This is a genomic window from Clostridium sp. AM54-37XD (assembly GCF_003478225.1).
GTDB classification, from domain to species: Bacteria; Bacillota; Clostridia; order Lachnospirales; family Lachnospiraceae; genus Coprococcus; species Coprococcus ammoniilyticus.
Genome location: NZ_QUEV01000001.1, coordinates 111176 through 126568, shown reverse-complemented (window position 1 = coordinate 126568; position 15393 = coordinate 111176). Strand labels below are relative to the sequence as shown.

Annotated in this window: 13 protein-coding genes; 10 read left to right on the top strand and 3 right to left on the bottom strand. The window is 41.8% G+C overall.

Annotated features, from left to right (window positions below):
- Positions 1-28: 28 nt before the first annotated feature.
- Positions 29-898 (bottom strand): class II fructose-1,6-bisphosphate aldolase, encoded by an 870-nt coding sequence (gene fba / locus DXA07_RS00565; protein WP_021944348.1) that lies wholly within the window; start codon positions 896-898, stop codon positions 29-31.
- 305 nt (positions 899-1203) lie between these two features.
- Between fba and DXA07_RS00560 the strand changes: the two genes are divergently transcribed.
- The 6 genes from DXA07_RS00560 (at position 1204) to DXA07_RS00540 (ending at position 9101) form a co-directional block, all read left to right on the top strand.
- Positions 1204-3837, top strand: a complete 2634-nt coding sequence (locus tag DXA07_RS00560) for an ABC transporter ATP-binding protein/permease (protein WP_118482873.1) — start codon at positions 1204-1206, stop codon at positions 3835-3837.
- Between the two features lie 19 nt (positions 3838-3856).
- The gene (locus tag DXA07_RS00555; RefSeq protein ID WP_008401792.1) at positions 3857-4561 is read left to right on the top strand and encodes an ABC transporter ATP-binding protein; all 705 of its coding nucleotides are present in this window, start codon (positions 3857-3859) and stop codon (positions 4559-4561) included.
- A gap of 9 nt (positions 4562-4570) precedes the next feature.
- The gene (locus DXA07_RS00550; RefSeq protein ID WP_243015389.1) at positions 4571-6901 is read left to right on the top strand and encodes an ABC transporter permease; all 2331 of its coding nucleotides are present in this window, start codon (positions 4571-4573) and stop codon (positions 6899-6901) included.
- Positions 6877-7125 carry an FtsX-like permease family protein gene (locus DXA07_RS13210; RefSeq protein ID WP_243015388.1) on the top strand — a complete coding sequence of 83 codons (249 nt, stop codon included), beginning with the start codon at positions 6877-6879 and terminating at the stop codon, positions 7123-7125. The genes DXA07_RS00550 and DXA07_RS13210 overlap by 25 nt, the downstream gene beginning before the upstream one ends.
- Before the next feature lie 136 nt (positions 7126-7261).
- A complete protein-coding gene (locus DXA07_RS00545) occupies positions 7262-8416 on the top strand; it encodes an FprA family A-type flavoprotein (protein WP_117807821.1) in 1155 nt (384 codons plus the stop codon).
- A gap of 76 nt (positions 8417-8492) precedes the next feature.
- Entirely contained in the window at positions 8493-9101 is a 609-nt protein-coding gene (locus DXA07_RS00540) for a phosphoribosylanthranilate isomerase (protein WP_118482871.1), read from the top strand.
- Between the two features lie 105 nt (positions 9102-9206).
- Here the strand turns inward: DXA07_RS00540 and DXA07_RS00535 are convergent, their stop codons facing one another.
- Both DXA07_RS00535 and DXA07_RS00530 read right to left on the bottom strand, forming a co-directional pair.
- On the bottom strand, positions 9207-9935 hold the full coding sequence (locus DXA07_RS00535) for a LytTR family DNA-binding domain-containing protein (RefSeq protein WP_117807817.1): 729 nt from the start codon (positions 9933-9935) through the stop codon (positions 9207-9209).
- Positions 9936-9952: 17 nt separating this feature from the next.
- The gene (locus DXA07_RS00530) at positions 9953-11275 is read right to left on the bottom strand and encodes an ATP-binding protein (protein WP_118482869.1); all 1323 of its coding nucleotides are present in this window, start codon (positions 11273-11275) and stop codon (positions 9953-9955) included.
- A gap of 292 nt (positions 11276-11567) precedes the next feature.
- Here DXA07_RS00530 and DXA07_RS00525 point away from each other — a divergent pair, with 292 nt between their 5' ends.
- The 4 genes from DXA07_RS00525 (at position 11568) to DXA07_RS00510 (ending at position 14965) form a co-directional block, all read left to right on the top strand.
- Positions 11568-12680 (top strand): FtsX-like permease family protein, encoded by a 1113-nt coding sequence (locus DXA07_RS00525; protein WP_182427499.1) that lies wholly within the window; start codon positions 11568-11570, stop codon positions 12678-12680.
- A gap of 215 nt (positions 12681-12895) precedes the next feature.
- The gene (locus DXA07_RS00520) at positions 12896-13903 is read left to right on the top strand and encodes an ABC transporter permease (RefSeq protein WP_182427500.1); all 1008 of its coding nucleotides are present in this window, start codon (positions 12896-12898) and stop codon (positions 13901-13903) included.
- A gap of 1 nt (position 13904) precedes the next feature.
- Positions 13905-14582 carry an ABC transporter ATP-binding protein gene (locus DXA07_RS00515; protein ID WP_118482863.1) on the top strand — a complete coding sequence of 226 codons (678 nt, stop codon included), beginning with the start codon at positions 13905-13907 and terminating at the stop codon, positions 14580-14582.
- A gap of 110 nt (positions 14583-14692) precedes the next feature.
- The gene (locus DXA07_RS00510) at positions 14693-14965 is read left to right on the top strand and encodes a hypothetical protein (RefSeq protein ID WP_173783713.1); all 273 of its coding nucleotides are present in this window, start codon (positions 14693-14695) and stop codon (positions 14963-14965) included.
- Positions 14966-15393 lie beyond the last annotated feature (428 nt).

Genomic DNA, 15393 nt, shown 5'->3' with positions numbered 1-15393 from the left:
TACTATGTTACGATATTTGTATTATAAACTAGTCGTTTGCTTTGCCAACTGATCCGAAAAGTTCCATCTTTTCTTTAACAGTAGCCTTGATAGCTTCGAAACCAGGAGCAAGAAGCTTTCTAGGATCAAATCCCTTACCTTCAAGATCCTTACCAGCCTCGATGTACTTTCTTGTAGCATCTGCGAATGATAACTGGCACTCTGTGTTAACATTGATTTTTGAAACGCCAAGTGAGATAGCTTTCTTGATCATGTCAGCAGGGATACCTGTACCACCGTGAAGAACTAATGGCATAGTACCTGTCTTCTGCTGGATAGCATCAAGTGTTTCGAATGAAAGACCCTTCCAGTTTGCTGGGTACTTACCATGGATGTTACCGATACCGGCAGCAAGCATATCTACGCCAAGATCAGCGATGATCTTACACTCTTCTGGATCTGCGCACTCGCCCATACCAATAACACCGTCTTCTTCACCACCGATTGAACCAACTTCACACTCGATAGAAAGACCAAGCTGATGAGCAACATTAACAAGCTCTGTTGACTTAGCAAGGTTCTCTTCGAATGGATAGTGTGAACCATCGAACATGATAGATGTGAATCCGGCCTTAACACACTTGTAGCATCCTTCATATGTTCCGTGATCAAGGTGAAGAGCTACAGGAACTGTAATTCCTAAAGAATCGTGCATAGCCTTAACCATAGCTGCAACTGTTTCAAATCCAGTCATATACTTTCCAGCGCCTTCTGAAACACCAAGGATTACAGGAGACTGAAGTTCCTGAGCTGTAAGAAGAACAGCCTTTGTCCATTCAAGGTTATTGATGTTAAACTGGCCAACGGCATATTTTCCAGCCTTAGCCTTTTCCAACATTTCTTTTGCTGAAACTAACATTATAAATTCCTCCATTAAAAAAATTATTTTGGGCTTTCATCTGCCCGAATTGTCCACATTTATAATGTAAAAATCCGGTTAGATAACCCTACTCTGTCGCCATTATACATTATTTATTTCCAAAATAAAAGCCATTTACAAAAACTTGATAAAAATAAAAAAATACTGCGCCATAATAACCCTGATATCGCGGCGTAGTATTTTATCATTATGTAAAACATTTATAAAAGAATCCGCCATTTCCTTGAAATGCTAAAACCGGGATGGTAAAATTTTTATAATATAATTCATGGAGGAAACAATATATGCTTCAGTTAAAGAAGATTGTGAAGGACTATCAGACTGGAGATGAAGTGGTAAAGGCGTTAAAAGGCATTTCCATTAATTTCAGAAAGAATGAATTCGTATCGGTACTTGGTCAGTCCGGTTGTGGTAAGACAACGCTTCTTAATATTATAGGCGGACTTGATCAGTATACGAGTGGTGATCTGGTTATCAATGGCAGATCAACAAAAGAATTTAAGGCAAGAGACTGGGATTCATACCGGAATAATTCGATCGGTTTTGTATTCCAGAGTTACAATCTGATTCCGCATCAGACGGTTCTTGCAAATGTCGAGCTAGCGCTGACCTTATCCGGTGTATCCAAATCCGAGCGCAGAAAACGTGCAAAAGAGGTGTTGGAAAAGGTTGGTCTGGGCGATCAGATCTATAAGAAGCCGAATCAGATGTCCGGTGGACAGATGCAGCGGGTAGCGATCGCCAGAGCATTGATCAATGATCCCGATATCCTGCTTGCAGATGAGCCGACCGGAGCCCTGGACTCCGAAACCAGTGTCCAGATTATGGAGCTGTTAAAGGAGATCGCAAAAGAAAAGCTGGTCATCATGGTAACACACAATCCGGAGCTTGCAGACAAATATTCTACAAGAATCGTGAAGCTGTTAGATGGTAAGATCATAGATGATTCCGCACCATTTTCAGATGAAGACGAAGCGAAAGAATCAGAAGAAGCATATGCACCGAGAAAGACATCTATGTCTGTATTTACGGCATTTTCCCTCAGCTTTAATAACCTGCTGACGAAGAAAGGACGAACCCTTTTAACGGCATTTGCCGGAAGTATCGGTATCATCGGTATCGCGCTGATCCTGTCATTATCCAGTGGATTCCAGGGCTATATCAATGATGTGCAGGAGGAAACCCTGTCATCCTATCCGATCGAGATCCAGAAAAAGGCAATGGATTATTCTGACCTGATCTCGGAAATGGCGGGTAATACAAAGGAAGAAGATCTGAGTGATCATGACCCGGATCGTGTATACTCCGGTGATGTCATGGGCGATATGATGGTGTCCATGCTCTCAGAGGTAAAGGAAAACGATCTGGAAACATTTAAGAAATATATTGAAGATGATACAAATGGATTCAAGGATATCGTGAGTGATATCAAGTATACCTATGATACTCCGATGTATGTATTTAACGAAAATGCAGCAGGCGGTACACAGCAGGTAAATCCAAGTATCATGATGCGAGAGATGGGATTTGGCGATATGGAAGAATCCCAGAAATCCCTTTCAGGCTTCATGTCGGCATTCAGTTACGGAAATAATTCCATGGATATGTGGAAGCAGTTAATGAGTAATCGGGAGCTGTTGGAACAGCAGTACGATGTGCTTGCAGGACACTGGCCTCAGAATAAAAATGAAGTTGTACTGGTCGTTGATAAGAATAACGAGATCAGTGATTTTACCTTATATACATTAGGTGTCAGAAATGCTTCTGATCTTGGAGAGATGGTTCCGAAGATCATGGCAGGTAAAGATTACGATGCACCGGAGGAAATGAGCTTCTCCTATGATGATCTTTTAAATCTCAAATTCAAGCTCATTCTGCCGAGTGACATTTACCAAAAAAATGCAGACGGAACATGGGCAGACAAGAGTTCCGATGAAGATTATATGGCAGATGTGATCAGCAAAGGTCTGGATATTCAGGTCTGTGGTATCATCCGTCAGAGCGAATCCTCTTATGCAGCATCGATCGATGCGGGAATGATCGGTTATACCGCTGAACTTGCAGAGTATGTTGTATCCGAAAATGAAAAATCGGAGATCGTAAAACGACAGCTTGACAATCCGGATACCGATGTATTTACAGGACTTCCGTTTTCAAACGGAGAAGATATCGACATGAGTCAGGTGGACATGCAGCAGATCGTTGCATCTATGAACCTGTCAGAGGAACAGCAGGCATATATTTCACAGATGTCTGATGAGCAGTTATTTGAAATGTTAAAGGAACAGGGCTATTTTGCACAGTCTACCGCAACCTATGATGATAATATCGAGAAGCTTGGATTTGCGGATCTGGCAAAGCCGTCCGTTATCAGCCTGTATTGTTCAGAATTCGCGGACAAGGATAAGCTGACAGATCTGATCGACAAATATAATGATTCACATTCAGACAGCGAGATCACTTATACCGATTATATCGGGCTGATGCTATCTTCCGTTACGAAGATCATCGATGCGATCACTTATGTATTGATCGCATTTGTAGCTATCTCGTTGATCGTATCATCGATCATGATCGGAATCATCACCTATATCTCTGTACTGGAGAGAACGAAGGAGATCGGTATTCTTCGAAGTATCGGAGCGTCGAAAAAGGATATTTCCCGTGTGTTTAACGCAGAGACATTTATTATCGGACTGGTATCCGGTGCGATCGGTATTCTGGTTACGGTGCTGTTAAATATCCCGATCAGCAAGGTGATAGAGAAATTTGTAAATGTGCCAAATGTATCTTCACTTCCGGTAAAGGGTGCGGTGATCCTTGTGGTCATTAGTGTTGTGCTTACTCTGATCGGCGGTCTTATCCCATCTAAGATGGCAGCGAAGAAAGACCCTGTAATAGCACTTAGAAGTGAATAACAGAAAGGAGCGAGGCGGCATGAGTGCATATGTTGAGTTTAAGGATGTTAAGAAAATATATAAGACCGGTGAGGTTGAAATCCATGCTCTGCGGGATGTGAACTTTGAGATTGAAAAAGGAGAATTCTGTGTCATCGTTGGAGCGTCAGGAGCGGGAAAGACAACGATTCTGAATATCCTGGGCGGAATGGACACGCTGTCCGGCGGCAGTGTATATCTGGACGGAAAAGAAATCTCCGGGCTGAACAAGCGGCAGCTTACGGCATACAGGAGATATGATGTAGGATTTGTATTTCAGTTCTATAATCTGGTGCAGAATCTGACGGCACTGGAAAATGTAGAGCTTGCGGCACAGATCTGTAAGGACCCGTTAGATGCGGCAACGGTATTAAAGCAGGTAGGGCTTGAGGATCGTATGGCAAATTTCCCTGCACAGTTATCCGGTGGAGAGCAGCAGCGGGTAGCGATCGCCAGAGCACTTGCAAAGAATCCGAAGCTGCTTTTATGTGATGAACCGACCGGTGCGCTGGACTATAATACAGGAAAATCCGTACTCAAATTGCTTCAGGATACCTGTAGGAATACCGGAACTACGGTTATCGTTATCACACATAATCAGGCACTTACAGCAATGGCAGATCGTGTGATCACAGTTAAGAGCGGAACAGTAGAGAAGGTTGTTCTGAATGATAACATTAAAAATGTAGAAGATCTGGAATGGTAGGTATGTCTTATGAAATCAATGATGCGTCGTACGACATTTCGAGAAATTAAAAACAGTTTTGGACGGTTTGCAGCGATTCTCGCAATCATAGCGTTAGGTGTTGGTTTCTTTTCAGGCCTGAAGATGACCAAGCCGGCTATGGTGAAGACGATTACGGATTTCCTCAGTGATTCGGAATTCTATGATCTGCATCTGGTGTCTACTCTTGGCTATACAGATGAGGATGTGGAAGCATTTGCGGGTGAGGATGATGTCCGGTATGCAGAGGGCAGCTATTCATTTGATGTGCTTTATGATGGTATGGGTGATAATGAACGTGCACTCAAAACCCTGTCATTGCCGGAGCATGTGAATGACATCCGCTTGGTGGATGGCAGACTGCCGGAAGAGGATGATGAATGCGTAGTGGATGACAAGCTGACAGATGTGAGAATCGGTGATGTCATTACCGTGGCAGATACGAATGGTGATGCCACTGAGACAAAGCTCCGCTATAGGGAATTTACGGTTACCGGAACCGTACAGTCCTCCCTTTATATTAATTTTGAACGTGGAACGACTACTCTCGGGACCGGTAAATTAAGTGGATTTGTATATATGAAGCCGGAAGCATTCGACTGTGAATGCTACACTGACGTCTATGTCAGGTTTGATCAGGACTATGCGTTATACAATGATGCGTACGATACCTATATGGACGAGAAAAAGGATGAATGGGATGCTATCTGTCATGAGCGTGTTACGAAACGATATCAGGCGCTTTTGATGCAGACCGGGCTTACCGAAGATATGGTTGCCGGCGTAACCATAGATGACGCACCGGATGTCAGTTATTATATTCTTGGCAGGGAGACGAATGTCGGTTATGTCTGTTTTGAGAGTGATTCCGATATCGTGGATGGTGTAGCAAAGGTATTTCCGGTGTTCTTTGTATTGGTTGCTGTGCTTGTCTGTATGACGACGATGAATCGTATGGTCGAGGAACAGCGAACAATGATCGGAATGCTAAAGGCACTTGGATACAGTGAGCATACGATCATGAGCAAATATATGATCTATTCAGGGCTGGCAGCAGTTATCGGATGTATAGGAGGCTTTTTTGCTGGAACGTATGCATTCCCACGGGTAATCTGGAAAGCATATCATATGATGTATCTGAATATTAGCTTAAAATATATTGTAGACTGGAAGCTGGCAGGAATTGCTATGCTGGTATCTCTGGCATGTTCGGTAGGAACGACATGGTTTACCTGCCGGTATGAGCTGTCGGAGACTGCGGCAGGTCTGATGCGGCCGAAGGCACCGAAGGCGGGCAAACGTGTATTTCTTGAGAAAATATCATTTGTATGGAAACGGTTAAAATTCCTGCATAAGGTATCGGTTCGAAATATCTTCCGGTATAAGAAGCGTTTCTTTATGATGGTAATAGGAATCAGCGGATGCACAGCCCTGCTTCTGACCGGATTTGGTATCAATGATTCGATCGCCGGCTTTGCAGATCGTCAGTATGATGAGATCCAGATCTCAGACGGAACGATGACCCTTGCAGAGAGTGTTGATGATGTGAAGAAAACGAATGCAGCTTCTGAGGAAAATCAGAAGGATCAGCAGGAAGCAACGCAGACGGGTTCGGAATCAGCGGCAGCCGGTGATCTGTATGATAAATTAGACAAATATATGCAGGACTATGATTTTGTTGGTGAGACAAGCTGGGATCTGATAGAGTCCGATGGCATTAAGAGCATTAATCTGGTTATTATGAAGGAACCGGAGCATTCGGACAAATACATGGATTTTCACAACAGTAAGAATGAGAAGGTCGCTTATCCGGGCAAGGATGAGGCGATTATCAACAGTGCTCTGGCAACCCGGTATGATCTGTCCGTTGGAGATACCATTACGATCCGGAACAGTGATATGAAAGAGATCAAGGCAAAGATTTCCGGCATCTTTGAAAATTATGTATATAATTATGTATATCTGTCGCCGGAAACATACATGGATCAGATGGGAGAAGCTCCGGTATATCATTCCGTCTATTTCAATCTGAAGCCTGATATGGATGCACATGAAGTGGCTGCCGATCTTATGAAAGGAAATGTAGTTTCTGCAGTAGTCGTGAATGGAGATATGCGCGAACGTATCAGCAATATGATGAAGAGTCTGGACTATATCGTTCTGGTCGTTATCCTGTCGGCGGCAGCACTGGCATTTATCGTGCTGTATAACCTGACAAATATCAATATTACAGAACGAATCCGGGAGATTGCAACCGTAAAGGTGCTGGATTTTTCAGAAATGAAACCTCATCTTATGTGTTCCGTGAAAACTGGGTGCTGACGGCAATCGGAATAGCGGTCGGTCTGGTGCTCGGAGTAGTTCTGCATAGCTTTGTTATGGATCAGATTCGTGTGGATATGGTTTCATTTGACACTTACATTTCACCGCTTAGTTATGTGTACAGCATTATCCTGACGTTTGCTTTTAATGGCTGTGTCAACCTGTTCATGTCGGTGAGACTGGAGCGGATCAATATGGCGGAGTCCTTGAAGTCTGTGGATTAAAGCGGATAAGATAAAAATGCAAAGAACATATTGTATCGGGTTCTGTGTTGATACCATATGTTATAAGAAAACTGCAGGTGTATAGAGTGATTGCAGGCAGAAAATATATAAATGAAATGACAGGAGGAAGAAAAGAATGACAGTTACAAATGATATTAAGTACATCGGTGTGAATGACCATGAGATCGATCTGTTTGAGGGACAGTATATTGTGCCAAATGGCATGGCATATAATTCTTATGTGATCATGGATGAGGAGATTGCCGTTATGGATACGGTGGATCAGAATTTTACAGATGAATGGTTTGCAAAGCTGGAAACGGAGCTTGCAGGCCGGACACCGGATTACATCGTAGTTCAGCATATGGAGCCGGATCATTCGGCGAATCTTGCAAATTTCATGGAGAAATATCCGACAGCAACAGTTGTTGCAACAGCGGCAGCATTTAACATGATGAAGAACTTCTTTGGAAAAGATTATGCTGATAGAAGAATGATGGTGAAAGAGGGAGATACCTTATCACTTGGAAAGCATGAGCTGACATTTGTCATGGCTCCGATGGTACACTGGCCGGAGGTTATGGTGACCTATGACAGCACAGATAAGGTATTATTCTCCGCGGACGGCTTCGGCAAATTCGGAGCCTTGGATGTAGAGGAGGACTGGGCATGTGAGGCTCGCCGTTACTACATCGGAATCGTAGGAAAGTTCGGTGCACAGGTTCAGGCATTGTTGAAGAAGGCAGCAGGACTGGATATCCAGATCATCTGTCCGCTTCATGGACCGGTTCTGACAGAGAATCTCGGATACTACATCGGTTTATATGATACATGGTCATCGTATGGAGTGGAAACGGATGGCGTAGTGATCGCTTACACATCTGTTTATGGACATACAAAAGAAGCAGCAGAGCTTCTTGCAAAGAAGCTGACCGAGAAGGGATGCCCAAAGGTAGCAGTCAATGATCTTGCCCGTTGTGATATGGCAGAGGCAGTAGAGGATGCGTTCCGTTATGGCAAACTGGTGCTTGCAACAACGACCTATAACGGTGACATTTTCCCATTTATGAGAGAGTTCATCAATCACCTGACAGAGCGTAATTTCCAGAACCGCACGATCGGTCTGATCGAGAATGGCGCATGGGCTCCAATGGCTGCAAAGGTTATGAAGGGTATGTTTGAAAACAGCAAGAATCTGACATTTACTGATACAACAGTTCAGATCAAGGCGGCATTAAATGACGCAAGCCTTGCACAGATCGATGCACTGGCAGATGAACTGTGTAAATAATCGATTCTTATATAGAAGTATTGTTCTACCACTATGATAAAGAGGTCGTACATATAAATGACAGAATGGAGAAACTATGAGTCTGGTAAAAATCTGTGGAATCACAGAAGAACAGGAAGTTGAATATGTAAATGAAGCCGGCGTGGATTTTATGGGAATGGTGATGTTCTTTCCGAAAAGCAAGCGGAATATCACAGTAGAAAAAGCATCTTCCCTTATAAAAAAACTGAACCCTGCGGTCACATCCGTAGCGGTAACGGTAGAACCGACGCTCGATCAGATCCGGGAGATCGAAGCTGCCGGAATCCAGATGATCCAGATTCATGGGGATATCAGCCAGGAACTGCTGCAGGAGATCCATATTCCTGTTATCAAAGCATTTAATGTACATGATCTGTCTTCCTATGAGAAATATCATCAGGCTGATATAGTAAAAGGATATATCTTTGATGCACAGACACCGGGCAGTGGGAAGATCTTTGACTGGTCTGTACTTTCCGATATTCCACATGATGAGAAGTTTGCCCTTCTTGCCGGAGGTTTAAATCCTGACAATGTGGCAGAGGCATTTGCCGCAACTCATGTGGATGGTGCAGACACCAGCTCCGGTGTGGAGAACGACACCGGAATCGGCAAAGACTGGGAGAAGATCCTGAGATTTGTGGAGAATGTGAAGAATCAGTAGAAGATGTATTATTTCAGGCACTCTGTGGGCAGTGATACGTTTTTGAGCAGACATTGGTTATTTTCATTGACTGCTTGAAAGGTATCATGCTTATAGGGTGCTGTTTTATTGTGCGATTCGCAGCAATGCTTTTCGTATGTCATCCAGATAATTTCTTCCGACCGTCTGGGTCTGTTTATTTGCAAGATAGATCGTGGAGCCGGATAAGGAAGTGACATGATTTATATTGACAATGCAGGATTTGTGACACCGTATAAATGGTTCGGGCAGATGCTGTTCCATGTTTTTCAGCGAGGTTCGTTCTGTGTATAAGCCGGAAGCTGTTGTGATACAGCAGTCATGCCCCAGCCTGCTTATGGAAATGATATCGTTGAATGGAATCCGTATGATATTATTGTCCTTATGCAGGCAATAGTAGTCTGAAGAATGCAGTGAAATATACTGATCCAGGCAACGTTCGATCGCTTCAGGTGAAACAGGTTTTAATAAATAGTTGATCGCCTGTGCCTGATATCCGTCAAAGACATATTCGCGGAAGGCTGTAAGAAAAATAATATCTCCTTGATATCCGTTTTTCCTTAATTGTGTACAGATATCGATTCCATTTTTGATGTGATCATCGGCAGGTATATTCGTGTCGGCATTTTTCAGTTCAATATCGGAAAACAGCAAATTACAATCTTTCATAAATGCTGATCCTAAAATAGAAGTTTCATCGTGAAACCATTTGACAGAAACAGCATATTCCTTTTTCTCAGCCCAGTTATGTATAACTTCCGCTAATTGTTTATAATGTTTTGGAATGTCTTCCAGTACAGCGATATTTATATTCATCCGATTAGTTCATCCTTTCATTTAAGTGGCAATAATATCCGGATCATAAAGGTATCTGTTGTTGGTTGAATATCTAAGATACCGTTATGATCATTTATAATGCTTTGGATTCTCGACAGCCCTAATCCATGTTCGGGTGTATCCTTTATGGTTTTCGTTGATAGAAAATGATTCTTCTTATCTATTCTGTAATTTCCATTTGTCCGGTTGCTTATGACGATGGAAAGCATATTCTGAAATGGTTTCATCGAAAAATCAATCGAGCGTTGTTCTGTTTCCGGAAGCTGTTCACATGCTTCGATGGCATTGTCAAATAAATTACCAAGTAAGGAACATAATTCAATATCCGATAGCGGAATGCTGTCCGGCAGAAATACCGAGTATTCAACCTGAATCTGTGCAGATTTACATTGGATCAGTTTATTTGTGAGGATGCTGTCTACCGTGGAGTTGCCACTCGCAAGAATGTAGTGGTTGTTATTTACGGTTGCGGTCAGGTCCCGGATAAATGCCTCTGCTTCCGGATATGCATGATTTACCATCAGGGCGTGAAGGGTGTCCAGATGATTGCTGATGTCATGCTTCAGATAGCGAAGCTCTGATATGGAGCTGATGATCTGGTCGTATTGCTTACGCTCCATTTCTGATAGGAGCTGTTGTCTGGACAACTGGATATTTTTCTCACGTTCTATGCCGAGATGGTACAGGTATATTGTCAGGGAGACAAATAAGATCAAGATCAGGAAACAGATGGCAGACAGAAGATCTGCATAGGTTTCCGGGCTTCCGGTATGGATATTTACCTGACCGGCAACGATAAGATTTTCAATCACGATGCATAAGACTGACAACAGAACGAAGGTTATTTTTTCTGTTCGTGAGAGCTTGAAGGCTCTGGATGAGAAACAGAGCAGAATGGATGTCAATACCGTAAGGGTCAGAAGATACAGGATCGTAACCGAGCTTTGTACTGCATGATCCGTCAGCATCCCATCGGCATCTGTGTGCAGCCATTCTACAGGGAATATGGTCGCTGTGAATTTGGAAGCAAGTTCTACTATGCAGAATATAACGACCCAGAACAGATTGCTGATCTGGAACGTAAAGAATATACAGGTATACAGGTAATGTAAGACCAATAGTATAGTCAGGGATTTGATGATAACGGGAGCCTGCATGACATCCAGTAATAAGGCACATTCTGCCAATACGAGAACCGACAGGATCTGTAACAGATAAGAATATTTCAAGTTTCGTCGGTTTAATTTTCCATTTGCAAGTATCAGAAAAAGAAATGATACCCAGATATTTATAATAAATTCTACAATATAGTCACTCAAAAATATCCCCTCGCATTCCCATATCGTTTGTGTTCATTTTCGATAAATCTACACTTCTACAATATTTATTGTAACATACCAGCCTTTGCTGTGAAGACTATAATTTCATTTCCGTATGTTGTTTGCATCCGGCAGGATGTTGTTTGCGCCGGCGTGCCTTGAACAGGGGAATGTGGATGGTATGATGATGAAAAATCATTTACTTGCAAGGGATGATCTTTCAGGTGTACGGGGTGAGAGGTGGCTGCAAAATCATTTACTTGCATGGTTATTTAGGAAGGAGGGCATATCTATGATATTCGGACATGTATTAAAGAAACACATAAGCATGAATCCTGTCATATCCGGGTTGTTATTGTCAGGCGTTGTCATATGTGTATATTGCATCAGTATCATGCTGGGGTTGGCAGTTGGACAGTATCAGTTGGCTACCTGCAGCAATACGGAAGCATCTCTGACGATAGATATAGACGAGAAAAACGGTATAAATATGGATGAGATGTCTGCATATCTGAACAGCATCTCAAAAAAAGGGATGGTAAATGTATTATATTTCACAAGGTTGGAAAGTAAAAAAATATTGGTAGGCTGGGATGGAACAAAAGGAAACAATTGGTTTCCGATCACTTCAGGAAATTTTTTTAACAAAGAGGAACAGGCAGCAGGTGAATATGTTGGTTTTGTATCTGATAATATGAAAAATGCAATAGCCGGAAGCGGAAGTTTTGAGGCAGGAGAGCATACATATGAAGTAATCGGTATGGGCTGGATCGTTCCATGGTCCTTTGCTTCAGCCAGATCATCACAGTCGCAGATCGACATTTTAGGGGAAGAAGCCGGTGAGGAAATGCAATATATGTTGATTCCATATAAATGCTATAAAGAAGAATTTCAACCGGAACAGATACTGGCACAATTCAATTATGCATCTTATGAGGATTTGCAGAAATATGCAGAAAAAATACAGGATATGTTTCCTTCGACGCAGGTATATTTACCTGATAGTAATTCCGATGATGTGCTGGAAGAAGGACGGACGCAATATGAAATACTGGCATTTCTTTTGTGTATGATCGCCGGGATAACAGTGATCAGACTCATGTCAGAGTGGATCACAACTTATAAAAAAGAGATCACCGTTTTGTGGTTGTGCGGGATGCCAAAAGTACGATGCATGTTATTGATCTATGGACACTGGCTTTTATATTATGGCGTTGGCAGTATCATTGCGATTATTCTGCAATATCTTACATTTCCATTACTTCAATATGTCTATGGAAATGCATTCCCAATGCCTGACAGCCTGATATATATATTAGCTGTTATGTTTGGATTTTCGATATTATGTACGTTAAGACCAATGGGAAAAGTCGTTCGTTTATATACAAAGGGGGAGATCGTATGAATTTTCTTCGGATATGCAGGTATTTATATACAAAAAGGTTATTGGGGGAGTTTGTTTTATTTGTTCAATTAATATGTATGTTAGAAATGTCGTTTGTTGTATTAAAACCGGTCGATTCATATTTAATGGAGAAAAAACAATTAAAGGCGGCATATGTATCAGACCTCGATTCTATGGTGCATTTTAGTAAAAATAATTTGATATATGAACAAGAGATGAAAGGAAATAGAGCTGCGGCACAGGAAATCTATAAACTTCTGCTGGAGGCAGACGATGTTGAAAAAGTGGATCGATGTGCATTTGAAAATGGTACTTATATAAAAACGGATGGGAAGATGAGCAGCGCAAATCTGGTTTTATATTCGAGTGAAATGTTAGATGTTATCCGGTTAAATACGGAATCGGCGGCGTTGAAAAATGTATCGGAAGGATATGTTCCGATATTGGTCAGCAGTTCTATGGCAGAGGAATTACCGGTTGGAACAAGGACAGAAATCAGTCTTGCTTTTGATGATACAATAAAAATATCATGTGAAGTAGCAGGCATCTTGCAGAGAGACAGTGCAGTTCCGGTGGTTTTTAGTTACGGAGATACCATGGAATTGGGGAATATGGCAATTCTGCCAGAGGCTTTGTCAGAATACAAATTTGTTGTATTTGCTAAGGATATGGATGAATTGTTTGACCAACTGACAAATGTTAATTTTCTGATAGAACCGAAAAACAACATATCTGGGGAAAAGCTGGCAGTTTCCTTACAAGATAGAATGAAAAACTATGGAACGGTCAATACATATAAGACAATAGCGACAGGGGCGTTAAAAAATAGGTTGGAAGAAAATGCGTGGTATATTCTGGCATTTGCTATGTTAACATTAATTGCAGTGTTTGGATATGGCGGGTATCTGTATCTTATGATCGCACAGAAGAAAAATGAGTTTGCAGTATTTTATATATTAGGAATGACAAGAAAGAAGATGATAACGGTTATTTTCTCATCCGGTGCAATTTTGCTGGCTGTGTCATTTGGAATAGCGGCACTTTTATATCCATGGTTTACAAAAACGGTATTAAAAATACAGGAGAGTTACGGATACACAGGGATATTTAGTTATGGATTTTCAGCAAGTGTGCTTTTGTTTATTTTGCTATTGAGCATATGGATGGGATTCCGTCGCACCGGAAAACAGGCGGAGATTGAATTATTAAAGGGTGGTGACTGATATGATCGAATTAGAAAAGATTGAAAAAATATATAATGCAGGAAAAGCAACCGAGACGCATGCATTAAAGGATATTAATCTGAGAATAGAAGAGGGGGATATGGTTGCCATTACGGGACCTTCCGGTTCCGGAAAATCAACTCTGCTGCATATTATTGCAGGAATTGATTCACCGAGTTCCGGGGAATATCGTTTTTGTGGGAAACTGGTTTCTGATATGTCTGATAAAGAAAGATGCAGAATACGCAATCAAAAGATAGGGATGATCATGCAGGATTTTGGACTCCTTGGAAACGATACAGTTCTGCGGAATGTATGTCTGCCCGAAGTGATCGGAGGACGATATAATCGTAAATTTGAAAATAAAGCAAAGGAAATATTGTCGGCTGTTGGGCTTCCGGGGTTAGAGCAAAAAAAGACAAATCAGTTATCGGGCGGACAAAGACAGCGGGTTGCGATCGCCAGAGCATTGGCAATGGATGCAAAAATAATCATTGCAGATGAACCAACGGGAGCGTTAGATTCTGAAAATACCGATAGTCTTATGGATTTATTGTTGGAACTAAACAGACAGGGGATAACGATCATTATCGTATCGCATGATCCAAAGGTTGCGATGCGGTGTCCGATCCGGTACAGGATAGAGGATGGAAGAATTGAACGAACGAAAATATATTGACATTACACAATTGTTGTGTACAAATAGTATTATAAGGCGGGATAATACTGGGTGAAAAGATCGGATTTAATTAGACAACTTGAGGCAATAAGGATGAGAAATGTATATCCATGGAGGATGATAAAGAGGATATTCCTGATCCATCCAGAATAACAGAGTTAGATATTAGTAGTGGAACATTTGCTGAAGAAGGTGAGACCATTGTTTCTTTTGTGGATGTTGATTCGGCAGAATATAGACGAAAAATTGATACAAGAACTGTTAGAAGAAATGTAGCGCTTCCAAGCTGGTTAAATTATGAAGCAGAGCGGGCAGGTGTAAATGTATCAAGGATTTTGCAGGAAGCATTAATAAGTACATTACATTTAAAAAGAAAAATTTAAATTATTTCAATAAAAAGGCTATAACTATGAACTGTGTATTATTCAGAGCAGTTATAGCCTTTTTGTATTATGAAGCGGGTTACTTTGCGCACTGTATATAATTTGAGCAAAAAATACTTTGCGTACTGTATATAGTTTCAGAAATTTACTTCAACACCGTTTCCGTTTTGGGCAGAAGAAGTGACGGTTGCATTTTTGATCGTAACAGTTGCACCATCCACCCGGAGAGCATTCTCATCATCGCCGGTAGAGTTATAAGATTCATTGCTGTAGGTTCCGTCGGAATCAATCGTATTTGCACTGTTACCTTGAGTTATTTCGCCTGAACTGCCAAATCCGCCGCCGGGCTGACCTGCGTTGTCACCGTCCGGCTTATCAGGCGGTGTGCCGTTGGAATCTACCGGTGCATTGTCGCCGTCCGGTTTTCC